Source organism: Paenibacillus sp. J22P59, assembly GCF_059383895.1.
Genome location: NZ_JBXENX010000012.1, coordinates 109,990 through 133,979 on the forward strand (window position 1 = coordinate 109,990; position 23,990 = coordinate 133,979).

Genomic DNA, 23,990 nt, shown 5'->3' on the forward strand with positions numbered 1-23,990 from the left:
TTTCTTTACTTCCCTTACTGTGGTATGTTCAAAAGTATAGAAACGGAGTGTTGAAATGAGTAAGAAAAGCGTTTGGAATAAGGGAAAGCATAATGGCGGGACTAGCGCAAAGACAGCAAATAAAGCTAAGAGCTTGTCCGAAGCTAATGCTGCCAAGCAGCAAGAGCCAGTAGAAAAGATATCGCCAGAAGCGGCGGCAGGACTTAATCGCGTCAATAGCGTCAAACGAATGAACAGAGACAATTGGGTATCCAGACCTGAGCGTCCCATTAACAAAGAGAAGTAGAAAAAGAGCGAAGCCATCATCTGGCCTCGCTCTTTTGTTATGCATCATCTTTATTGGCAACGTTGTTATTCTGCTTTAACAAGAATTTTGACATGATTCTTCTCTTTCAAGAGTGCTTCAAAGCCTTGCTCCACTACCTCATCCAGCTTAATCCGTTTCGTTACCAGCTTCTCAGCGGAGAAATAGCCTTGCGCCATCAAGCTAATCACAGCTGGGAAGACGTTGCGATAGCCGATAATGCCTTTGACGGAACGTTCCATCATTACGATATGATTCGGTTTGATAGGAGCCTCTTGCTCAAAAATGCTCACAATCATCAATTCGCCGCCAACCTTCGTCGAATTAAGAGCCTGCGTAAGAACTGGAGGGACACCCGTAACTTCATAGGCGACATCCGCTCCACCGTTCGTGCGTTTGTGGATCTCGGCTACAACATCATATTGCTTCGGATCAATCACTATGGCGCCAAGCTCAGTCGCCTTCTGCTTACGCTCAGGAGACAGCTCAACCGCATAGATCTCTGCTGCGCCCGATGCTTTCAGCGCTTCGATCACGAGCAAGCCGATTGGACCTGCACCGAATACGACCGCTTTGTCGCCCACTTTCAGCTTGCTCTGACGAACAGCATGGAGCGCAACTGCCGCTGGCTCTACAAGTGCCCCTTGTTCATAGGAGATTGTCTCAGGAATTTTGTGAACCATATATTCTTCAGCAGCCACATATTCGGAGAAACCTCCGCCGCCTCCAGCGAGGCCAAGGAAGCCCATTGTGGAGCATAGATTGTAATAGCCTGCCTTGCAAGCATCGCAAGTGCCGCAGGAATAGATCGGCTCTACGACGACCCGATCTCCAACCTGTACTCTAGTTACACCTTCGCCAACCTCGACGACTTGTCCGGAAAATTCATGGCCCATAACAATAGGTGCTTTCTCGCCAGTGATTGGATGCGGAGCACCCTCCGGAATGAAGATCGGTCCTGCTGTATATTCATGCAAGTCGCTGCCGCAAATCCCGCACCACTCGACTTTAATTTTCACTTTGCCTGGCAGAGCGATTGGTTCTTCAATATTATCTACACGTAGATCCTTTAGTCCATGCCATCTCAATGCTTTCATATGTGTCATCTCCCTAGAAGTATAGAAATACGAATAAAAATGGTTGAGAATTACGGAAATAAATTATTGTTTTCGGAAACGTTTCCTAAAATCTATAATGTCACAGTATCGACAAATTGTCAAATCATTACCGTTGTAAGTCTCGACTATGTTCAGCATAAATCTAGCTATGTTATAATTAACCTAGCGTATATACATACTATTGTGGAAACAATTTCATACAGGTTAGGGGAAGTGCCGGGATTGGGAAAAGATAAAGTAACGATAGAGGATGTAGCTGCGAGAGCCGGTGTCGGCATCGCTACCGTATCTAGAGCGATTAATAATATGGACGGGATTAGCCCGAAGACGAAGGCAAAGGTTCTGGAGGCGGTCGAGGAGCTGGGCTTTATTCCGAATTCCTTCGCACAAAACCTGAAGCTGCGCCAAACCAAGCAAATTGCGTTGGCCGTGCCTGATATTCGCAATGCTTTCATTCCCGAGATTGCCTATTCGGTCGAGCAGACTGCGATGCATTATGGCTATCGTGTCGTTCAGATTAATACACTCGGCAATATTAGATCAGAGCTAGAGCTGCTGCGGGACATGAAGAAGTTGCATGTCGATGGACTAATTATTTTACCGCTTGCTTACCCCAAGACACTCAAGGATTTAATTAATAAAGCCAGCCTTCCCATCTCCATCATCAACTACGGCAAGAAGCTGGATACCGATGTGAAAGCCGATATGGTTAGCCTCTCCACCCAAGAGGGCAAGCTAGTCATGGAGCATTTGATCAGCATTGGAAGAACGAGAATTGGCTATGCCGGCGCTCCGAAGGAAATCATTGAAGAACGGTTTTTTGCCTATGAGGATGCGCTCGAACAAATGGATCGGTCGCTTGTCTATTTCGGCGATGACTTCTCCCTCCAGACCGGGACTAGAGCAGCGGATTATTTTGTGAGCCTCACTCATATGCCAGATGCCATCTATGCAGGAAATGATATGGTCGCAATCGGCCTGCTGAACCGTTTCAAGGAATTAGGCGTTCGCGTGCCAGAGGATATTGCTATCGTTGGCATTGATAATAATCTATTATGTACGATTACAACTCCGAAGATCAGCTCCGTCTCCATTATGGGAACGGAAGTCGCCAAAGTAGCGACCGAGCTGCTGCTCCAGCGTATCCATGAACAGAAAAAAGGGCTCTATGAACGGGTACAATTCGAGCCAAGGCTGATCGTAAGAGAGTCGAGCTTGGCAAGGACTCATCGTACAGAGCGAATTGAGTGAAGTTTACCTGTTTACATCCATGTCTACATCTGAATTCGAGCCGTTCCATGGTTGAGCAGCAGGCGGTGGATTGCTGTGGCATGTCTTCGGATTAATCGCGATGCTTAATGACAACCAACCTAGCCTGGATCTAGAGGAAAGTCATTCGCTATGAGGCTTAATCATACAAGTGTGAGGAGAACCACCTATAATTTCGGTAAATACTGGGGCTAGCTAGCATATATGAGGTAAATCCCACTGCTCAGGAAGCTAGCCTCCTGAACGATGAGGCTAGCCTTATACATTGCTTCTCGCTGACTGAGGGGAGCGGGGCAAGTGAAGGAAAGGTAAAAGAGCCAAAACCTCAAAAACTCAAAAACTTCTAGGAGCCCTACGCTACAGATGGTGTATATGAAGAGCTTCCCTATTTTATGAAGCGTTTTTCGTAATAATAGGCATAATCTGGGGACGTATCGGAGATAACGTCAGCTATATGCCGTAGTCGGAAACCGTTGTTCTCCACTAGGGAACACAGCTTCACTGTTACTCCTTTTTACCTGTCTAAGCAGTGAGATAGAGCAAATGTATTCATTAAATTGTACATGACATTCCTTCTCTAGCTTGGGAGCCTGCCTTTTGGGCCAATCACCTTCCTTTTTTTCAGAGCGGCGATTGGAACACCTCTAGGAACACACCTTTCATGAATAAGGATTGAACCGAAGTGCGTGTTCGGACAAATCAAGAACAACCGGGGATTCCCGGGATTGCTTCGAGGATTGCCGAAAGTGAGCCTTGAGGCCGGATGGCTTTTGCTTGCCAACAATTTGCTCAAGAAGACAGCAATAGACCAAACAGTAGGAATGGCGGTGCAGGGATAACCTCCCTAGCATCGCCATTCCTTACATTCTCACCAAATTTCTATTCATCGAGCTGTCTCTTCAACTGAGCGGAGCTACTTTTGAGACAGACCCATCCCTTGGTTAGTTTTCTTTTGGGCAACTTGTACATCCTAATATAGTCGATCACTTCTTAGGCGTATATACCGTTTTACTATCCCCATCTATAATTAATAAGGACTTTCCTGGTATCGTCTCACCTTGCACGTTAACACTATTATCTGAGAAATTGGCTATTACGCTTAATGCGTCTCCATATTCCGTCATTTGAACGGAACGATCTTCTGATAACATCGTGAAATTAGTCATTTCTTCCTTTATCGCTTTGCGGCTGAACTTGGACCATACCTTGGAATGGCGTACGATCGTTTCTTTATGCTTTTCCCACTCGTGTTTATCCAGATGATACAACGGAGGTACATTATATAAAATCTCGTACAGCATTCGATTCGCAATCTCATCCTCTAGCTTCAAGCTTCCCCAGCCCCACCAATAAGTCGTAATGACGGAGTCATTATAAACAAGCTTGTACAATGGGATCGTGTACTTCGAATCCACAAATAGCTTCTTGTACTTATCCTTCACAGGAATCTGCTTAGCGAACAGCTCAGGAACTCCGCCGGTACTGGAATAATATCTCCCCACATAATACTCACTTTCTTTGTTCTTGCTCATATCTTCATCCATCCAAGAGAATGCTGGTGTCTCTATTCCATGCGCGAAGGCTATAGTTGAATTGGCAAAATCATTCCCGCCCTCCGTGCCGACGACCATGCCCCATTCTTGTTGCAGGTATTCCATTCTCTTGATTCGAGCCTGAATGTCTTCTTTCTCTGTAGTGATATGCTCTGGTGAATAATCATCATAAATCTCGCCAGTGCCATCTGTATCTAAGAACCAGGAGTTGAAGGCCAAGCCCGTATCTAAGATCGAAGCTACTCTTTCTTGAACACTAGGCAGGGCAAGAGTTGGATTCAGCTTTCGTCCTTCACCTTGGAAGCCTTCGATCTTGTTCCCCTCTTTATCCGTTACAGTCGCCTCTTCATACAAGGAAGTATCCGTGAACTTGGCGGTTTCCCACTTCTCTTTACCCGGTTCATGAATCGAATGATAGGAGTCATAGGTGCCGATCAGATAGCCTTGCTCCTCTGCTTCTTTTACCAGCTCCGGTTTAATGAATCCCTCCTGCCAATCATCCAAGCCGATCCATAGGTATTCTAGCCCCGACTTTTTCATAGCCTTGATCACATCTACCGTATTGGCATCTGCCCACTTCTCTACGGGATCGACGGAATCGCCCAGCACGCTTTTGAGAAGCCGCTTATTCAAGCCTATTCGCTCAACTGGATTGAGCTGCTCTATTCCCTTACTTAATAGTGCTTGAGTTTCTTCATCTATAGCTGTGAATATTTCCGAATTATAAAATGCTTCTAGCTGCATGACAGTACTAAAGGCTTTAATGATTCTGTTCTTCGTGTATTGATCTACATAATCCAATTGATTCAAATCATCAAAAGCGGCTGAAAGCTCTGCTCCGTCCTCCACCTTCGTATTTAATAATTGCTGTATCCATACTCTCAGCTTGTCTGGCATGCTGCTTTTCAGCTTTGCCCATTGTATATTTTCCTCTGAAATGACCGTTCTGTCCCAGAAATACACATGCGGTGCTCCGTAGAGCTTTTCAATATTGCGATTCTCCTTCGCCTTCTCCTCCAAGCTTTTGAATTCACCCTGCTCAACCTTATAGCCTTTATAGGTCTTTGCCACGTCTACGGGATCTTTAGCTGTCACATAGATTCTAAAGCTATATTCCTTCTGCTTATTAATAGACGGGAATTCATGGTTAAAGGTAAATGCGATATCATTATCAGTATGAAAAGCAAGCTCATTATTATAAGCGTTCTTAATAATATAGACGACCGAATATTCGCTTTTGTTAACGGCAAAAAACGGCATCGACAATGACTCGATTACTTTCAGCTTGGCATCCTTCAAATAATCCTTCCATACAGAATCCTGACTAGGAATATACTTTCCTTGATTCAAAGGGAGCATATAACCTTCGCCTTGCACCTTAGGCCATGCGAAGTTATTATCTTCCTCCTTGGTGGACGCAATAGTTACATCGATGTACTTGTTTTTTTGCTCAATTGCAACATTAATGCCCATTTCTGAATAGGTCCAGCTCGTCTGATCTGCACTCTCTTGCAAATTCGTAACGGCCATCTTCTCCAGCGGCTCCGACACACTTTCTGTAACACCATTGGACTCCACCTCAAGGGCGAAGGTCTCTGGCTTCACACGAAAGGTGAAATCCCTCTTATCTGCGGGTGATTGGTCCTCTCCGCTTAGCTTATTATTGTCGTTGCTGCATCCAGCAAGCACGCTTGCTGCCATCGCAGCAAATAAGATGATTGCTATTATTTTTTTCATCTCGTACACCTCCTGCATTAGACTACTCCAGGTGTGTTACATCAATGTTACATAGCCAAAAAAAAGACGCCCCCATGCTGAAACCATGGGAAACGCCTTAAAAATGGATCTATACATCCTGCCAACTTTTTTAAGCTAAGCAAGCTATTAGTGCGTACCTGATATGTTGAGATCATTCGCTGAAGATTTATTAATGGAATAAATGTTGATAACTGGGTGCTCAACCTCTTCCAGCGATCTCTCCGGGAAGCCCTTGAACTTAAGGGTTCCATTGTTGATAGGTGATTTATACTGCAAAACAAAGGTATCCCCGACTGCCTTAATATCTGCTGCCATAATGAGTACATGAGTCGTGCTTTTACGGAATACATCTATGTTTTTCTGCGTTGGCTTCTTTCCCTTCTCTATCGCTACTGAAGAGGAGGGAAGCCCCATAGTGAAATGCCATCTCTGTGCTTGCTCCTGATATAAGATCTCTGGCAAGACATAGCCCGGATTCTTATCCCCTCCATTGGTCATTGAACTGCCAATATAGGTCCGGTTGCGCCCATTCGGATAGAGAATCTGAGCGGTTCCGTAATTGTAGGTTCCTCCGTTTGGCGTTCCTGCTGCTCCTGTATCCGTATCCAGTCCTTGATTATACTTAAAGTTAGCGACCTCATCCGTAACAATCGCTTCCTCCACACCGAAATTTCGTCTCTTTGCTTCTCCATTCCAGTTCAATCCGATTAAGTACTTATAGACCGTTGTGGGGTCCCAATTCGGAGTAGCCGCTCCGAACATATTAATCGGCTTATATTGCCCGTTAACCGACATGTAGATATCCACCTCGCTCAATTTCCCTGTCTTCAGGTCCATCGCGTAATAATAAGGGATAATCTGCATCCTGTCATAATAGTTGCCTATCGTTTGAATGTCGGTGAACGTATTGTAGCCCAGACGAATTGGCTGCTTATTCAAGGAAGCAATATTGTTCTTATCGGGCAGCAACGGGAAGGAGATTGGATTCTGCCGCAAGTGAGGAAGCAGTCCGTACGTATCCAAATACCCTTTCCTGCTCGTCAAATCCTCTCCTCGAATATCTTTTGTATCGCCGACAATTTTATTTTGCCTAGTTGGATCAACCTTTTTCACCACATTCTTGACCAACCATTGCGTAGGGACGAGCGGCATCTTGAATAGATTGGAATACCTGAAGTCACCCGTATCCTGTATCGTCATATTGCCTATTCGTCCAACCACATCTACATTGTATTTCTTATTAGCGCTGTGTCTGGCTGCATAGTTCTCATAACGAACCTTGTTAGTAGGCGCTTCATTGTCCTCATCGCCATTGATCGCAATACTTCTATATTCCACTAGCGCGCTGATCCGCTCCTTGTTGCCTAATGGGATATAGAAATTGAAGGACGTTTGCTCCACTGGCAAATCAATCCACTCATTCGCTTGATACAAGACGTTATCCAGAATGACATTGAAGGCGAACCGAACGGCCTTCTCCTTCGTCCACTCTGTCGTATCCATATAGTCAACGAATCCCTTGCCTCTGTCTGAGGTCACATTTAGAATCCCGTTCACGCCAGTCCCATAAAAATTGCCCATATTCGGGAAAAATACTGTAAACTCGTGATCCAGCAAGACAAATTTCCCCGGCTGGTAAGGTCTTGACCCTATCGTTATCGTCTTGTTCGGATCAACCTCAACTTTAACAAGTTTATAAGCGTCATCCGGCGGTACCGATACGCCAGGATCTGTCATCACCTCGGTTACAATCGTAGGAGTCCCTATTGCTGGATTGCCCGGAGCAGTGATTCGGGCATAGCCATGACCGGTTTGTCCGACTTGATGTCCACCCTCTGGATTAGGCATAGTCAGGTTCCCTTGCAATACGACGGGATCAAGAAGGGCAACATCTACATAGTTCGTTCCACCGTAGGACCATCGGCCATCATCGGCATGATTGACTTTGCCCCCATAGTAGCCGCCACCGCCTCCGCCTTCATCATTAGGATAGCTGGAGGAGTGACGATCCGTGTCTGCATTCCCCCCGTTCTCTAGAATATCCGTTGTTTTGGCTGATCCTCCATAAGAGACTGTATTGGCTACCTTACCATTCGTTGTGTCTCCACCGCCTCCGCCTGCTACGACCAGCTTAGTGCCAGCGGCTGATTTTGAACGTATTTTGATATAATCAACGTCTATAGAAGAGTAAGTATCCGATCCATTCGCCAGGTCAAATCGCATTCTGTCGATCTGTCCTCTCCAGCTTGGATGTGACCCGATATCTACCGTGTAGATCACATAATCGGAATTCGAGGCTGTCATACTGAACCCTTTCACATAGCTCTCCGACCAAGTTGGAGCATTTTCGCCAATGAAATAGATGGCTCCGCTCGTATTTGTGGAGTTGTTCCTTACTCTTATTTCGACAACATCACTGCTGCTAGCCGTACTGTAATTGGTCGTTTGAAAGAAATACGTATCCTCTCCCGTCCGGTAGCTCTCATTCACATTCATTACGACTCGATCTACGAATGCGCTGCCGCCTGCCGAAGCAATGGTCGAAGCACCGCCGCCCCCTGAGCCTGCACTTCCTACCCCTCGACCGCCGCCATTATACCCGCCAGCCTTGAAGCAGCTATCGCATGTATCAATAGTCGCAGTGCCATTCTCACCTTTGCCGCCGACCAGAATGTTAAGCTTGTCTCCGGCAGTTAGCGTGACCGTTCCTTTGGCATAGCCGCCATGATTGTCAGCGTCGCCTCCCGCTGTTCCGCCTTGAGCGCCCCATACTTCCAAGATATACGTACCGGTAGTCGGCACATCATAGACTTGTGCTCCTCCTGTATAGGCGAAGCTCTTAGAGCTCGCCGCCTTTGCAGGTACATAATCAGGATTGGGAACCTCTGTCCTCTCGTAAGTAGGCGGAATCGCCTCGAATACATAGCCTGGCTTCAGGACACGTTCATATTCAGTCACAGAATCCATGAGATTGCCGCCCAAGTTCACAGAGGCGTCTGTCCGCTGATCCAATTTTTGAGGCAGCGTCTCAATCATCGCAAATTCAGTCGATACCGGATTATGAATAATGATATCATTCACCTTGGAATCCATCGAAGAATACGTGCTCGTATACGATTGACCAACTAATTTGTATAGATCATCAACTTCTGTTGAATATTTCTCAGGCAGACCCGTCGGGTTGTGATTCATGATATTCTCATAAAATACTGTGGATTCCCCTGTCACATACAAGCGATTAGGCTTCGTATCCGGCACATCCAGTCCAGTTTCCATTAGGCGCATAGCGCTGGAAGGTCTGGCTGTTCGGTTTAATCCGGCTGGCAAAGTATCAAATATGGTAGAGACAAGCGCTCCTCCATAGCCCGAATATTTGCTGGAGGGAGTCGAATACTTCCCGTTGTATGACCCTATCTTAATATCATATTCTCCCCATTTGGCAGCGGATTTCGAATTGCTTGTCCACATATCATCAAACCCGGTGACAGGTACAGTTAAAGGATCGGTTAGCTTGGCAGGCTGGGAAGGCTTCTCAAAGTACATCACCGATTGATCACCCGATGAAGTCTGGAGAATCAAGAAATCCGATATCGCTGTAACATTGGTCGTCTCCGCTCTTCTTTTCGCGAATACCTGCTTCTCATTCACATAGCTGTCCGAGTCACTATTAGCGTCTCTATTGTCCGAATCTCCCTCATTCCAAACCACGTTATCGTGCTGATTCGTTTCGTTGGAATAGCGGAGTCGTCCAGCAGCGCTGGTATTTGAAGCTGCTATATTTTTGAATATAGTGGGATCGCCCTGCTTAATTGTTGCCGTTACTTCTTGCGTTGCAAGCAGTTCATCCATACCATTTACTTTAGACCTGCTGAGCTTCCATACCTGTGCCTTAACAATCTTCATATAGTCGAAGGTAGACGTCTGGGTCCACGTATCAGAGTAGCCTCCAACCATGATGTTATGGCCGCCGGAATAAATACACCACGAGGTCGTTCCCATAACTGCCGGCTTGTATCCAGGCTTGCCAGGCGTACCGCTTGCTGGCACCTTCTCATACGTACCGCTTCCTAAGGATACGGACTCTGTGAAGGTAGCCCCTGATATATCGGTAGATTTATTAGGCGCTCTGCAGGTCGCTGTCGTATCCTTCACTTCCGGGCCTGTATCAGCTGGAATATATAAGCCGCTCTTCACTTTATTGAACTTCGATGTATACGTACGAGTGGCTGTTGCCGACGGAACATATTCCGTTACAATATCCACGATAAATTCCGAACCGCCGGAGGCAAAATAAAGATTCCTTGTCGTAGGCGTGCCCGCCATCGCCTCGAAGGTTTCATTCGAGCCAGTGCCTGACAGGCTAGGCGAACCCTCCTTGATCTCCGACCAATATTGTGGAGTGGACGTGTACGCCCCTGACTCCTTCTTCAATTCTTCTGGACGATAGAAGTCTATCTTGGGAGAAGCAATGCCTACACAGCTGACAGTTTCTTTTTTGTTAGTTGCAATACTCGTAGATATAATCGATACAGATACATTATATTTAAAGCTTACTTTCTTCCCTGGCTCTATAGGATAGTCCATCAGATCATCCGTATAGCTCGGGATTTTCTGACCATTGAGATACTTTATTGCATCATCTGCTGATACAGGAATCTCTTTATCCCACTCGGGACTTGCCCCGACAACCGCCCATTTCGGACCAGCTCCCGTATTCCCCGAGTTGGCTTGGGCAACATCATTTCTCCACAAGCGGACATATAATTTAATATCCTTGCGGGTCTTCAAGTAGATTTTCCAATTCTTAATAGATGCTTCACTTTCCTTCATCTTAACCTGTACAGGAACCTTCTTGCCGATCTTAGGATTCTCAATCTTCCCACCTAAAGTGCTCTGCCCGGGAATATTTATAGCTTGCGAGCAGTCACAATCCGCTATCTCCTTGTACAGGGCTACTACCTTTAGTCCTCCCACAGCCATCGTAGGCTGTCGTTGAAGCAGATCAGACCCCCGTTTGAAATACGGCTTATCGCCATCCTTCGTTGCGCTGCAAGTCGTCCTGTCCGCTACGCCTTCAGGCATCAAATAAGAACATACAAATACATAATCTTTATTGGTCTTGGTAGATTTGAAATCCCGCTCGAATTCCGCTTTTACTGGCGAACTGACTCGATACTCCTCTTTGCTTACTACGTCGTCCTTGAGTTTAGTTGCCTGATTAGACTCCAGACGAGTCTCAACGGTGAGCTTAGCCTTTCCTGCATGGAAGGTAACCGGCTGATCATAATATTGCCGGAATCCGCTCTTATTTCTCCAAGGCTTCGCACTTCGTATGGAATCAAGAGTCTTATACACAGGACCTGTTATACTTCCATTTACAGTAACATTAAAAGTAGCATTGAAATATAATGTTGCCCCGTTCTCTAGTCCAAGAAATATTTTATTATCTTCTATCGCTGTATTAAAATCATCAGCTTTCATAGCGTAAACCGTCTTTAGCTGCACAGGATTAGTTCCAGGAATCTCATCTTCATATACTGGCTTAAATTGCCCAGTAGTTATTTCTATATGATTTGTCCCCTGTAAAGGCGTGCATTTAGCTGTTAGCTTACTAGCGTCAGAAGGCTTAGGTTGATCTGTACAAGTCATAGGTTCATTGTTTTTTCCCTTATCTCCAGATTTCCTTATTATCCATCCTGCTGTCTTATACTTAGTATTAGTTGTAGCCTTCTGATTAATAGCTACGAATATAATATCTCCTTCTGCTAAACCGTATTTATTAGTAAGTGCTTCCTCTTTATCTATGAAACGTATTCCTAATCTCTCTTCATCTACTCCTACATTACTTCCAGCAGAGTATATAGGGGAAGTTGATATAGGTGATATAATAGTTGTTATTAAGATTATCAGTAGCATTACAAGGCTAAGTACCTTTTTCATAGTTTCATAGTCACCCCAAACAAAATATTTCAATTTGTAGAAGTAAGGATAGAGTACTTATATCTTCCTTTAACAAACATATTTTCATTAGCCGCTAATTTATAAGATAAGTGTTTCATATTGCCATCAGTACTATCTAAAGCTATATCACTGTATCCGCCATACCAAACGCCTGTGTTTAACTTTACAGATTCTGAGTATTTTGAAGGCGCATAATTATCCATAAATGTTTGAGAAGTATCCGTAGCAGAGATAATCATAAACTTAAAATATGTGCGGACGATCACTTTTCCATTTTCGTATCTCATCAATGAATTTTCTGGATCAGCATAACCTTTTGCTATCACCTTATTCTTCTTTGCCCATTTCACATAATCCTGGATTACTCGAATACTCTCCTCATTATAATAAGATCCTCTGTCTATCATATGAGACTGTAAAGATCGAGAGAAAGAATTACTATTTACAGTTTTATAGTTAATATTCAACTGAATAGCGTAGTACTGTCTAATATGTTCTGACCATTGGTCAATATACTGCGTATCTTTGGCTTCTGGATTGTTTATCATAAATTCCTTATTAGTCATAGAAGCTGCTGCTGGCTTCTTTATATTGTAAAAACTACTCGGAAGATCAGATAATTTATTCCACTCTGAAGATACTTCCTTGCTTAATTCTCTCCCCCATGGATCAAGCTTGACTTGTCCACTCTCTACTTTAGCTGCATAAGCAGCATCGTTCACGAGGACAGCATGAGCCCCTTTATCAAACTTTACAGTGGACTGCATCGCTTCACTTACGAACCTCAATGGAACCATAGTACGCCCATCATACATTTCTGCTGCCGTATCCAACTCGATTTTAGTAGAGTCAATGCTAACGGTTTTAGATCCTACAGGTAGGCTGATTAATTTTCCTTTGTATTGAATCCCCACTGTTTGCGTTTTAGCTGACCAAGTTACTTTGCCGCCTAGCTTCTCACTTACAAAACGTACTGGAACCATTGTCCTACCGTTCGTATCAATATACGGTTCCGTATCTGGAAATTTCACCTTGTGACCATTTACGATAATAGGCAATATGCGAAGGTCTTTCCCCGGTGCTGCCGCTACTGATGCGCTCCCTATAACAAGACTCAATGCAACAACCGTTCCAATAAATTTCTTATACATAGTAACATCTCCTTTTATCTATCTTTTTTCGTTAATTCCTGATTAGTTGAGCAACAAAATCATGGCTTATTAGCATTTGGAATAAATTCAAAATACGTAGAAATCAAATCTACACTTAAAAAACACGAAACCTTTTTTCACCTTTATTCTCTAATTCTTAGTTAATAGCATTAAATACCCAAATTAACCTTAGCATATTTTTCCTATATCTTAAATGCTTTTTTTACAAAAAACAGGACTATTTTATCATTTGTTGTATCTTTGACAAATTCGTTACTGACCCTATCGTTTTTCCCCACTAGTCAAGGCTTTGTAAAAAAGAAGCATTTCTACCGATACATTGTGACGATTGACCACGGAAATAAAATAAGTCGATCATGGTGGTATATGACCATGATCGACTTGTTCAATCTAAAATTCAGAATTAATTATGTTATAAGCTCTAAACAAACCTATGAAACTGAAATAGGTGTTAAATCAATTAGCTTATTATTAGGTTCATTAGGTATTGGTAACTCTTCCAAGAAACGAATTATCCACAAAAGATGTGATATTCTTTTGTAAAAATATAAGTCTATCGTTCCATTCTAAGCTACAAAGATTGAATAATTTCTGTTTTATTTAAACTTTCTTGTAGGGTTAAAATCTCATATGCAAGCTGTTTAATTTCAGAATCTATTAATTCCGTTTCTAAACTTGACGCATCGAATTTACTAATCTCATCTTTAATTAAATTGAATTGAGTAAAATAAATTTTATTCTGATTTTTCACTAACTGATTTCCAAGAGTAGTATGAATTATCAAGCGTTCCGCAATTCCTTCATTTATTACTGGTTCATATTCATAAAAACATCTAGAAGCAGCTACTGTGCTATTTCCATTTGACCTTAGCAATTCTCTCTCAAAACAACCTATGATTGCTTCTTGTAGCTCCTTGTACTGCCATTCCTTCATATTAATTCTTCCCCCATTATATTACTTAAGAATATCTCCATCATTATAAATCACTTCAATTTTAATATTCTTATATTTGTTACTAAATTCAGATATTACTTTAGAGCAACTATCACATGGTATTCTATCTGTATATAATTTCAAAGTTCCAGTAGCTTTAGTATTATCTCCTAATTGTTTAGCAACATCATTCAGAATCTTATATTTTGTGTCCATATCCCTTACATATGGAACACCATCTTTTCCTGCCACTGCAGTTGCCTCAAACATTGGTTTTTCAGGTTTTAATGATGCTCCTGATAGCTTATCTGCTCCTCTATCCTTAACATTATCTATGGAACTATGTGATAAAAAACAGGACTATTTTATCATTTGTTGTATCTTTGACAAATTCGTCGATGATTCTAACTCTTTTATATTGAATAGACTTTCACACACGAAGTTCTCCTAGTGATACATTGCGGTGATTAATTAAGGAAAATTCCAGATAATAAAATAGGTCAATCATGGTAATTGACCATGATCGACCTATTTTTATAACGCTATAGCCTTACTTAGCGACAATAGTCAGCCACACATCACAAACCCAAGTACACTTAGCCTGATAATTCGTCTTCATTCCTTATCACTTTCTGGATCTTCATCGCTCATAATATACGCTATATCTTCATCAGTAAATTCGTTGCCTTCTGATACTGGATGTCCATTTGAATCTAACATTCCCATTACCGCTTTATCTCTGTCTGAGACAATTAAAGTGTAATCTTCAAACAAAAATGAATTTGGTTGTAAATCTACAGTAACTCTCCAAGCAGGACGAATATCTTCATATTCATTCTTGTCTAACTCTACTTTAAACGTATAGGCCTCATCAAAAAATAAATTTTCAATTTGTTCATTAATCGTCCCATCCATTTCATGTTCTCGATGGTACTTTTTCGCAACTTCAATAGCTTCTTCTGGTGTTAATACTGTTTGAATTGTAATTTCTCCTACTCTACGATAATGTCTTGGAAAATCTTTATTAACTGATTCTATCAATTTTTCAAGTTCCTCTTTAGTTCTGTTGTATTTTCGCACTTTTATACTCCTTTCAACTATTTAAGCCTAGACCGTAACCCAGTTATGTACTCTATTGAATGTTTAATTGACGCATCATCGAACAAATGTTGATACTTCATTATTTGTTCAAATACATATTCTTCTCTTTCTAGACGACTTAACTTCATATAAGCATCTTTCCCTATATTTAACCATTGTTCAGCGTGATAGCCTTCATGATATAGATTAATAATTGAAGGATTTTTCTTAATTATAATCTGTCCACTTCCAAAATCAAATGCCGCTTCGTAATTACCTATAAGAATCTTTCCTTTTTTGTCTATTGTCACATATATACCTAATTTTTCCCATTCTTTCTTGAATTGCTTAATATCTTTCCTTGTAGCGAGCGTTTCCCCTATACTATTAGTTTGGTTATTTATTTTTCTATAATCATAAGTCTCACTTGTCCACTTTTCACCTTTTCCCGTCCCATCAGTAAAAGTCTGTACTTTTGATGTATTGGGGCTATCCGTTTTCACCTTACCATTCCGTGCCAAATCATTCAACGCATCAACCACTGCATCTGCTTTTGATACCTTCGTAATAGCCGCTCCCGGAATCAATATGGATGTCAATGCTCCCAGAGCACGCGCTTTTTCCTCTGGACTCATCTTATCGTAATCTGCATACACTTGCTTTGCAGCTTCTACAAGTTTCTCCGGGTTATTAACGAAGTAAGCCACGTTCGCTGCGGTTTGATTAGCTGCTTCAATCGCTTCCTTGGTTGTTTTTGCGGGATCTACAGCGAACTCGAATACGAGTCCGCCCAGATCAACAACCCCCATTACCACTTCCGTCGTCAGGCCAAGCACGAATTCGCCGCTTAAGTGAACAGCTTGCTCCCAATCTGTTCTCCCATAGGTTTCTTTAACCCATGCATCATAGGCAGTCATCGGTACTTCTACATTTCTATAGCCATCCTTTTTATCCAGCACGTGCTCCAAAAAATAAGCAAAGGTAAACTCGCTGTTCTTATTATCTTTCGTAATAGGTGTACCATCTGGGAAATGTGTAGGTGGCAGGTTACTTTTAATATAGGCATCTATCTTATCTTGCAGCGCAGGATCTTTTCCATTCCACTCATCCAGTGCACTTGTCTGGTTGATCTGTACTTGTCCACTTACCGCTTGAGCCTGCTGAGTTAATTCACCTTCTGCTCGGTTATACGCTTCCTGCATACTCTGAATAAAAGTATCCAGCTCTCTTAATCTTCTGTCAAGCTCCCGCAGCCTTTGCTGGCTCCATTCCATTCTTCCCCGGATATTCCTTCGGGCTGAAATGCGACCTTCCACTTGATAGATCATCATCGGCAATCTCCCTGTTAGCTGCGAACACCTCTGTACCCCCTGATTGAGCTTTGGCTTACTTGCTCCTACTGCGTTCAGATCAATTCGAATCAAGAATGCACCATCCTATCTTTACATAGTATCTTAAAAAACTTGATAGGCTTCTCTTTTTCAACACCTTTTCTATTGAAGTGTTCCCTTTGACTCGTTTATCCATTGCTAGAATTCAGGATAGAGTACTTGTATCTACCTTTGAGAAACATATTCTCAGTAAAAGCTACTTTATACGATAACCAGTGCATATTTCCTGCATTAGAATCTAAGAAAACATCACTGTAGCCACCGTACCAAACTCCAATTTTTAATTTCATAGGTTCTGAACTTGTGGAAGCATCATAGTTATCTAAAAATGTTTGGGAAGAGTCCGTAGCAGATATAATCTTAAATTTAAAATAAGTTCTCATAATTACCCTACTGTTTTCAAACCTACCTAGCGAATTCTCTGGATCAGCATAGCCTATAGCTACGACTTTATTCTTTTTGACCCATTTCACATAATCTTCAATAATTCTTGCATCTTCAGCATTATAGTAGTCGCCTCTGTCAGGCATATGTGACTGAAGAGATCTCACAAAAGAGGAACTGTCGATAGTTTTATAGTTAATATTTAGCTGAGTGGCATAGTATTTTCTTATATGCTCAGACCATTGATCTATGTATTTCTTATCCTTTTGCTCAGGATTGTTAGACATAAACTCTTTATTTGATAATTTACCGAATGTTGTCTGTTTAATATTGTAGAAACTAGCCGGAATGTCAGATAGTTTATTCCACTCTGCTGACACTTCCTTGCTGAATTCTCTACCCCACGGATCAAGCTTAACTTGTCTACTTCCTACTTTGGCTGCATAAGCAGTATCGGTTACGAGTACAGCATGTGCTCCTTTATCAAACTTTACAGTAGATTGCATCGCTTCACTTACGAACCTCAATGGAACCATCGTACGCCCATCGAACATTTCTGCTGCCGTGTCCAGCTCAATCTTAGTAGAATCGATGCTAACGGTTTTGGAGCCTACAGGTAGGCTGATTAATTTCCCCTTGTATTGAATCCCCACTGTTTGCGTTTTGGCCGACCAAGTTACTTTGCCGCCTAGCTTCTCACTTACAAAACGTACAGGAACCATTGTTCTACCGTTCGTATCAATATACGGCTCCGTATCTGGAAATTTCACTTTATGGCCATTCACGATGATAGGCAGAATGCGAAGATCTTTCCCCGGTGCTGCCGCTACTGATGCTCCCCCTATAACAAGGCTCAATGCAACAACAGCTCCAATAAATTTCTTGTACATTATAAGTTCTCCTTTTAGCTATCTGCTCTTAACAAGTTTGACGAGACACGGATAATTAACATTTTGTCAGGAGTAAACGCCCTTCTCAAAAATAGTATATATTTCCTATATATTAAATAATTTCTTCACAAAAACCAAGGACTATTTTCTCAATTGCTGTATCCTGCCCAAAATAGATAATGTCGTTAACGTTTTTCCAACTCGATAAGTTTTTGAATAACGAACATCCCAGCTATTACGTTGTTGCGATTTATTCAGTGACTACGCTTAAAATAAAAACAGGTCAATTATGGTGGTATCTAACCCTAATTGACCTGAATCTGCGGTTTTCATATAAATTATAAGATTAAACACAAGAACTATAAATTCAACTGTAACAGTATTACATAGGTTAAGTATAGGTTTTTGGAATATTGAATTCAGTCGGCAGCTAACCTTAAGAGTAGCCAATACCTATTTTTTGTCGTCATCAAATATCGCTTCAAACTCTTCATCGCTATAATTCCTATTACTAGGCATATGATAACGTTGTGGTAGTCCATTATGATCTAGGACATGATCGACAATACCGTCATGATCCGAAACAACAAAAGTAATTTCATTATCCCCCTCATAATTTTTTGGTGTTATATCTGCCAAAACAAGCCATGCACTTCCTTTAATTCTATAAAACTCATTGTGATATTTTACAGACTTTTCGATGTCATCATGTATATCCCCATGTAGTCTATACTTTTTTTTATAATCTTGAGCTATTCTCATTGCCTGGAGAGCTGTTAAATTAGCATTGATTTTTTCATCCATTAATCATCCAATCCTTTGGTTGAGACAAATTTATCAGTTTGAATATTCGTTTAGGATCATTATAGGTAACAAAATAATTAATAATGACGAGAATTTTATGAGTTATTCGTTTCAACCGTGTGATATATTATTTATTAGATTTTATAATAGAATAATTATATCTACCTTTGCTGAACATATTCTCTCCTGAAGAAACCTTATACGATAACCATTTCATATTAGCAGAATTACTATCTAACGGAACATCGCTGTATCCTCCGTACCATACGCCTAATTTTAATTTGACTGATTCGGAATACTTAGAAGGAGCATAGTTATCCATGAAAGTCTGAGAAGAATCCGTCGCAGATAAAATCATAAATTTAAAATAAGTCCTAACTAATACTCTACCATTCTCATATCTTATTAAGGAGTTTTCTGGATCTGCATAGCCTTTAGCAATGACCTTATTTTTTTTGACCCACTTCACATAATCTTCGATTATCCTTTTATCTTCTGCATTAAAATAATCCCCTCTGTCAGGCATATGAGATTGAATTGATTTTACAAACAATGCACTATCAATATTCTTGTAATTGATATTTAGCTGGGTTGCATAGTACTGCCTTATGTGTTCTGACCACTGATCAATGTATTTCTTATCTGTCCCCTGCGAGTCACTTTTTGTAAATTCCTTGTTCGACAATTTACCTGATGTTGTCTGTTTAATATTGTAGAAACTAGCCGGAATGTCAGATAGTTTGTTCCACTCTGATGACACTTCCTTGCTCAATTCTCTTCCCCATGGATCAAGCTTAACTTGGCCACTCTCTACTTTAGCTGCATAAGCAGCATCTGTTACTAGAACTGAATGAGCTCCTTTATCAAACTTAACAGTAGACTGCATCGCCTCACTTACAAAACGCAACGGAACCATCGTACGACCATCGAACATTTCTGCTGCCGTGTCCAACTCGATTTTAATAGAGTCGATGCTAACGGTTTTAGAGCCTACGGGTAGGCTGATTAATTTCCCCTTATATTGAATTCCCACCGTTTGCGTATTAGCCGACCAAGTTACTTTACCGCCTAGCTTCTCACTTACAAAACGTACTGGAACCATCGTTCTGCCGTTCGTATCAATATACGGCTCCGTATCTGGGAATTTTACTTTGTGACCATTTACGATAATAGGCAAAATACGAAGGTCTTTCCCCGGTGCTGCTACTACTGATGCACTCCCTATAACAAGGCTCAATGCAAGAACGGCTCCAATAGATTTTTTGTACATTATAAGTTCTCCTTCTTATCTATCTGGTTCTATTATTTTCTTAAGTGCTTTATCCCTTGCTAGAATCCAGGATAGAGTACTTGTATCTTCCTTTAACAAACATATTCTCATTAGCGTATACTTTATAAGATAAATGATTCATATTTCCAGCAGTAGTATATAAAGCAACATCACTATATCCTCCATACCAAACACCCTTTTTTAATTTTACTGACTCTGAATAAATAGTCGGATCATAATTATCCATAAAGGTTTGAGAGGTATCCGTAGCTGAAATAATCATAAACTTAAAGTATGTGCGAACTAGAACATTCCCATTTTCAAATCTAATTAAAGAGTTTTCTGGATCAGCATATCCTTTAGATACAACTTTGTTCTTCTTAGCCCATTCCACATATTTTTCTATGGTTCGTATGGTCTCTTGATTGTAGTAAGATCCTCTATCTGTCATATGAGATTGCAAAGATTGAGCAAAAGAAGATTTATTAACATTTTTATAATTAATATTTAATTGAATCTCATAATACTGACGAATATGCTCAGACCATTGATCTATGTACTTCTTATCCTTATACTCTGGGTTATTAGACATAAACTCTTTATTTGATAATTTCCCAAATGTTGTCTGTTTAATATTGTAGAAACTAGCCGGAATGTCAGATAGTTTATTCCACTCTGATGACACTTCCTTGCTCAATTCTCTCCCCCATGGATCAAGCTTAACTTGTTCACTCTCTACTTTTTCTGCATAAGCAGCATCGGTTACAAGAACAGCGTGAGCCCCTTTGTCAAACTTTACAGTGGACTGCATTGCTTCACTTACGAACCTCAATGGAACCATCGTACGCCCATCGTACATTTCTGCAGCCGTATCCAGCTCAATCTTAGTAGAATCGATGCTAACTGTTTTAGAGCCTACAGGTAGGCTGATTAATTTTCCCTTGTATTGAATCCCCACTGTTTGCGTTTTGGCCGACCAAGTTACTTTGCCGCCTAGCTTCTCACTTACAAAACGTACAGGAACCATTGTTCTACCATTGGTATCAATATACGGCTCCGTATCTGGGAATTTTACTTTGTGACCATTTACGATGATGGGCAAAATACGAAGGTCTTTCCCCGGTGCTGCCGCTACTGATGCTCCCCCTATAACAAGGCTCAATGCAACAACAGCCCCAATAAATTTTTTGTACATTATAAGTTCTCCTTCTTATCTATCTGGTTCTATTATTTTCTTAAGTGCTTTATCCCTTGCTAGAATCCAGGATAGAGTACTTGTATCTTCCTTTAACAAACATATTCTCAGTAGAGGAAACTTTGTACGTTAGCCATTGCATATTTGCAGCATTAGTGTCTAATAAAACATCGCTGTAGCCACCGTACCAAACACCTATCTTTAATTTTATTGACTCTGATTTTTTAGACGGATCATAATTATCTAAAAATGTTTGAGAAGAATCAGTAGCAGATATAATTTTAAATTTAAAATAGGTTCTCATTACGACTCTTGCGTCCTCATAACGGACCAAAGAATTCTCAGGATCAGCATAACCTATCGCTATAACCTTATTCTTCTTAGCCCAGTTTACATAACCCTGAATTAGACGTTTATACTCAGCATTGAAATAATCTCCTCTATCAGGCATATGAGCTTGAAGAGATTTCGCAAAAGAAGAACTGTTAACCGTTTTATAATTAATATTTAGTTGAGCAGCATAGTATTGCCTGATGTGATCAGACCATTGATCGATATATTGCTTATCTTTGTGTTCTGGATTGTTAGACATATATTCTTTATTATTCAATTTATCGTAAGAAGTCTGTTTAATATTGTAGAAACTAGCCGGAAGATCAGATAGTTTATTCCACTCTGACGATACTTCCTTGCTCAATTCTCTTCCCCACGGATCAAGCTTGACTTGTCCACTCTGTACTTTGGCTGCATAAGCAGCATCGGTTACAAGAACAGAGTGAGCCCCTTTGTCAAACTTTACATTGGACTGCATTGCTTCACTTACGAAACGCAACGGAACCATCGTACGTCCATCGAACATTTCTGCTGCCGTATCCAACTCAATCTTAGTAGAGTCGATGCTAACCGTTTTAGAGCCTACAGGTAAGCTGATTAATTTCCCCTTGTATTGGATTCCCACTGTTTGCGTTTTAGCCGACCAAGTTACTTTGCCGCCTAGCTTCTCACTTACAAAACGTACTGGAACCATTGTTCTACCGTTCGTATCAATATACGGCTCCGTATCTGGAAATTTCACCTTGTGACCATTTACGATAATGGGCAAAATACGAAGGTCTTTCCCCGGTGCTGCCGCTACTGATGCTCCCCCAATAACAAGGCTCAATGCAACAACAGCTCCAATAAATTTTTTGTACATTATAAGTTCTCCTTTTTATCTATCGGTTCTTAACTAGTTTGGCGAGTTCACGGCTAATTATAATTAAGAGATTATAGTCAACCTGTTCTACGTAACGTAACTGCGTTATTAAAGTATTAAAAATCAAGCCTTGATGTGCTTATACTGGTATTACAAAGGTTATATGTTAGTTGGGTTCGTTAAGGCACTGACTAGCCCCATCACAAAAGAAACCTTAAAAGTCACAAAGCCTATCTTAATTTACTTATCTTGATGAGCTATGTGTGCCTCGACAGCCTCATCTAAACTCATTGCTTTTTCTAAATCATCATTAACAAGTACGAGTAAAGGACCATCTATAACATGTCCTTCTGAAGTTCGAACTTCAAAAGTTGCGGCCCAATACTTCAGATGAATTTCAGATAATTCCAAACCAATTAGTCCTAATTTATAGTTTTCATTCTTATCTTTATCTACATATTCAAGCGCCAGTTGTTCTGCTCTTTCTCTCGATAACTTCATTATGGGACACCTCCATAAAGAGAATCTACTCGTTAGCTTTACTCGCCTCTATCCCCTAATAATGAATGTATTATTTATTTGGTGAAAGAATCGAATATTGATATCTGCCTTTTACAAACATATTCTCACCAGAAGTTAATTTATAGGATTCGTATTGATAGTTAGCCAAATCTGAAATAAGCGGTACATCACTGTATCCACCATACCAGACCCCTAGTTTTAATTTAACTGACTCTGAACTGCTGGAAGGATCATAGTTATCTAAAAATGTTTGAGAACTATCATTTGCTGATATAATCATAAACTTAAAATAAGTACGAATTACTGTTTTACCATTTTCACGTCGAATAAGTGAAGTTTCAGGATCAGCGTATCCCTTAGCTATTACTTTATTACTTCTCACCCATTTCACATAGTCGGCTATTATAGCTTCGTCAATACTATTGTAGTAATCTCCTCGATCTGGCATATGAGACATTAGTGACTTAGTGAATTGACTACTGTTTATTGTTTTGTAGTTGATATTAAGCTGAGTAGCGTAGTATTGCTTAATTTCTTCTGCCCAGTTATCAAGATTTTCTTTGGCCGTGTACTCACTTTCTCTATTCAAATAGTCTTTGTTCGACCAGAGACCATCTGTCTTCTTGATGTTATAAAAGCTCTTTGGTATATCAGAAAGTTTGTTCCACTCTGTTGAAGCCTCGCCACTCAGCTGGCGCCCCCAAGGAGTGATTTTTATTTTCCCTATCTTAACCTTTTCCAAAAATGTAGCATCACTAACTAGAACTGAATGAGCACTTTTATCGAAAGATACTGTAGATTCCATTGCTTCACTTACGAACCTCAATGGAACCATCGTACGACCATCGAACATTTCTGCTGCCGTATCCAACTCGATCTTCGTAGTGTCGATGCTAACGGTTTTAGATCCTACCGGTAGGCTGATTAATTTCCCCTTATATTGAATTCCTACCGTTTGCGTTTTTGCCGACCAAGTTACTTTGCCGCCTAGCTTCTCACTTACAAAACGTACAGGAACCATCGTTCTACCGTTCGTATCAATATACGGCTCCGTATCTGGAAATTTCACCTTGTGACCATTTACGATAATAGGCAAAATACGAAGGTCTTTCCCCGGTGCTGCCGCTACTGATGCGCTCCCTATAACTAGACTCAATGCAACAATAGCTCCAATAAATTTCTTGTACATT

16 protein-coding genes and 2 pseudogenes are annotated in these 23,990 nt (G+C 41.0%); 3 read left to right on the forward strand and 15 right to left on the reverse strand.

What is annotated here, in order from left to right; all coding sequences use genetic code 11:
* Positions 1-55 precede the first annotated feature (55 nt).
* Positions 56-286, forward strand: coding sequence for a hypothetical protein (locus AC50YO_RS20090; protein ID WP_494849955.1), 231 nt, complete (start codon positions 56-58; stop codon positions 284-286).
* A 65-nt stretch (positions 287-351) separates the two neighbouring features.
* On the opposite strand, the gene AC50YO_RS20095 is transcribed toward AC50YO_RS20090, so the two are convergent.
* Positions 352-1,401 (reverse strand): 2,3-butanediol dehydrogenase, encoded by a 1,050-nt coding sequence (locus tag AC50YO_RS20095; RefSeq protein ID WP_494849956.1) that lies wholly within the window; start codon positions 1,399-1,401, stop codon positions 352-354.
* 243 nt (positions 1,402-1,644) lie between these two features.
* On the opposite strand from AC50YO_RS20095, the gene AC50YO_RS20100 reads away from it, so the two are divergent.
* Together AC50YO_RS20100 and AC50YO_RS20105 are read left to right on the forward strand one after the other, a co-directional pair.
* Positions 1,645-2,673, forward strand: coding sequence for a LacI family DNA-binding transcriptional regulator (locus AC50YO_RS20100; RefSeq protein WP_494849957.1), 1,029 nt, complete (start codon positions 1,645-1,647; stop codon positions 2,671-2,673).
* 692 nt (positions 2,674-3,365) lie between these two features.
* Positions 3,366-3,530, forward strand: a pseudogene (locus tag AC50YO_RS20105) (IS1182 family transposase); the annotation flags it as partial.
* A gap of 144 nt (positions 3,531-3,674) precedes the next feature.
* Here the strand turns inward: AC50YO_RS20105 and AC50YO_RS20110 are convergent.
* The 14 genes and pseudogenes from AC50YO_RS20110 to AC50YO_RS20175 all read right to left on the reverse strand — a co-directional run bounded on the left by AC50YO_RS20110 (position 3,675) and on the right by AC50YO_RS20175 (position 23,989).
* A complete protein-coding gene (locus tag AC50YO_RS20110) occupies positions 3,675-5,981 on the reverse strand; it encodes a glycoside hydrolase (RefSeq protein WP_494849958.1) in 2,307 nt (768 codons plus the stop codon).
* Between the two features lie 147 nt (positions 5,982-6,128).
* Entirely contained in the window at positions 6,129-11,483 is a 5,355-nt protein-coding gene (locus AC50YO_RS20115) for a glycine rich domain-containing protein (RefSeq protein ID WP_494849959.1), read from the reverse strand.
* Positions 11,484-11,971: 488 nt separating this feature from the next.
* On the reverse strand, positions 11,972-13,114 hold the full coding sequence (locus AC50YO_RS20120) for a copper amine oxidase N-terminal domain-containing protein (protein WP_494849960.1): 1,143 nt from the start codon (positions 13,112-13,114) through the stop codon (positions 11,972-11,974).
* A 592-nt stretch (positions 13,115-13,706) separates the two neighbouring features.
* Positions 13,707-14,069 carry an Imm3 family immunity protein gene (locus tag AC50YO_RS20125; RefSeq protein WP_494849961.1) on the reverse strand — a complete coding sequence of 121 codons (363 nt, stop codon included), beginning with the start codon at positions 14,067-14,069 and terminating at the stop codon, positions 13,707-13,709.
* Positions 14,070-14,090: 21 nt separating this feature from the next.
* Positions 14,091-14,411 (reverse strand): annotated as a pseudogene (locus AC50YO_RS20130) (deaminase domain-containing protein); the annotation flags it as partial.
* Positions 14,412-14,684: 273 nt separating this feature from the next.
* Positions 14,685-15,149, reverse strand: a complete 465-nt coding sequence (locus tag AC50YO_RS20135; RefSeq protein ID WP_494849962.1) for a hypothetical protein — start codon at positions 15,147-15,149, stop codon at positions 14,685-14,687.
* Between the two features lie 17 nt (positions 15,150-15,166).
* Positions 15,167-16,573: a zincin-like metallopeptidase toxin domain-containing protein gene (locus tag AC50YO_RS20140; RefSeq protein WP_494849963.1), complete on the reverse strand. Its 1,407-nt coding sequence runs from the start codon at positions 16,571-16,573 to the stop codon at positions 15,167-15,169.
* Positions 16,574-16,668: 95 nt separating this feature from the next.
* On the reverse strand, positions 16,669-17,814 hold the full coding sequence (locus AC50YO_RS20145) for a stalk domain-containing protein (RefSeq protein ID WP_494849964.1): 1,146 nt from the start codon (positions 17,812-17,814) through the stop codon (positions 16,669-16,671).
* A gap of 453 nt (positions 17,815-18,267) precedes the next feature.
* The gene (locus AC50YO_RS20150; RefSeq protein WP_494849965.1) at positions 18,268-18,618 is read right to left on the reverse strand and encodes a hypothetical protein; all 351 of its coding nucleotides are present in this window, start codon (positions 18,616-18,618) and stop codon (positions 18,268-18,270) included.
* Between the two features lie 127 nt (positions 18,619-18,745).
* Positions 18,746-19,888, reverse strand: coding sequence for a copper amine oxidase N-terminal domain-containing protein (locus AC50YO_RS20155; protein WP_494849966.1), 1,143 nt, complete (start codon positions 19,886-19,888; stop codon positions 18,746-18,748).
* A gap of 49 nt (positions 19,889-19,937) precedes the next feature.
* Positions 19,938-21,083 (reverse strand): copper amine oxidase N-terminal domain-containing protein, encoded by a 1,146-nt coding sequence (locus AC50YO_RS20160; RefSeq protein WP_494849967.1) that lies wholly within the window; start codon positions 21,081-21,083, stop codon positions 19,938-19,940.
* A 49-nt stretch (positions 21,084-21,132) separates the two neighbouring features.
* Positions 21,133-22,278 carry a copper amine oxidase N-terminal domain-containing protein gene (locus AC50YO_RS20165; RefSeq protein ID WP_494849968.1) on the reverse strand — a complete coding sequence of 382 codons (1,146 nt, stop codon included), beginning with the start codon at positions 22,276-22,278 and terminating at the stop codon, positions 21,133-21,135.
* A 240-nt stretch (positions 22,279-22,518) separates the two neighbouring features.
* Positions 22,519-22,779, reverse strand: coding sequence for a hypothetical protein (locus AC50YO_RS20170; RefSeq protein ID WP_494849969.1), 261 nt, complete (start codon positions 22,777-22,779; stop codon positions 22,519-22,521).
* A 70-nt stretch (positions 22,780-22,849) separates the two neighbouring features.
* Complete coding sequence (locus tag AC50YO_RS20175; protein WP_494849970.1) at positions 22,850-23,989, reverse strand: copper amine oxidase N-terminal domain-containing protein; 1,140 nt, start codon at positions 23,987-23,989, stop codon at positions 22,850-22,852.
* Between the last annotated feature and the right edge of the window lies 1 nt (position 23,990).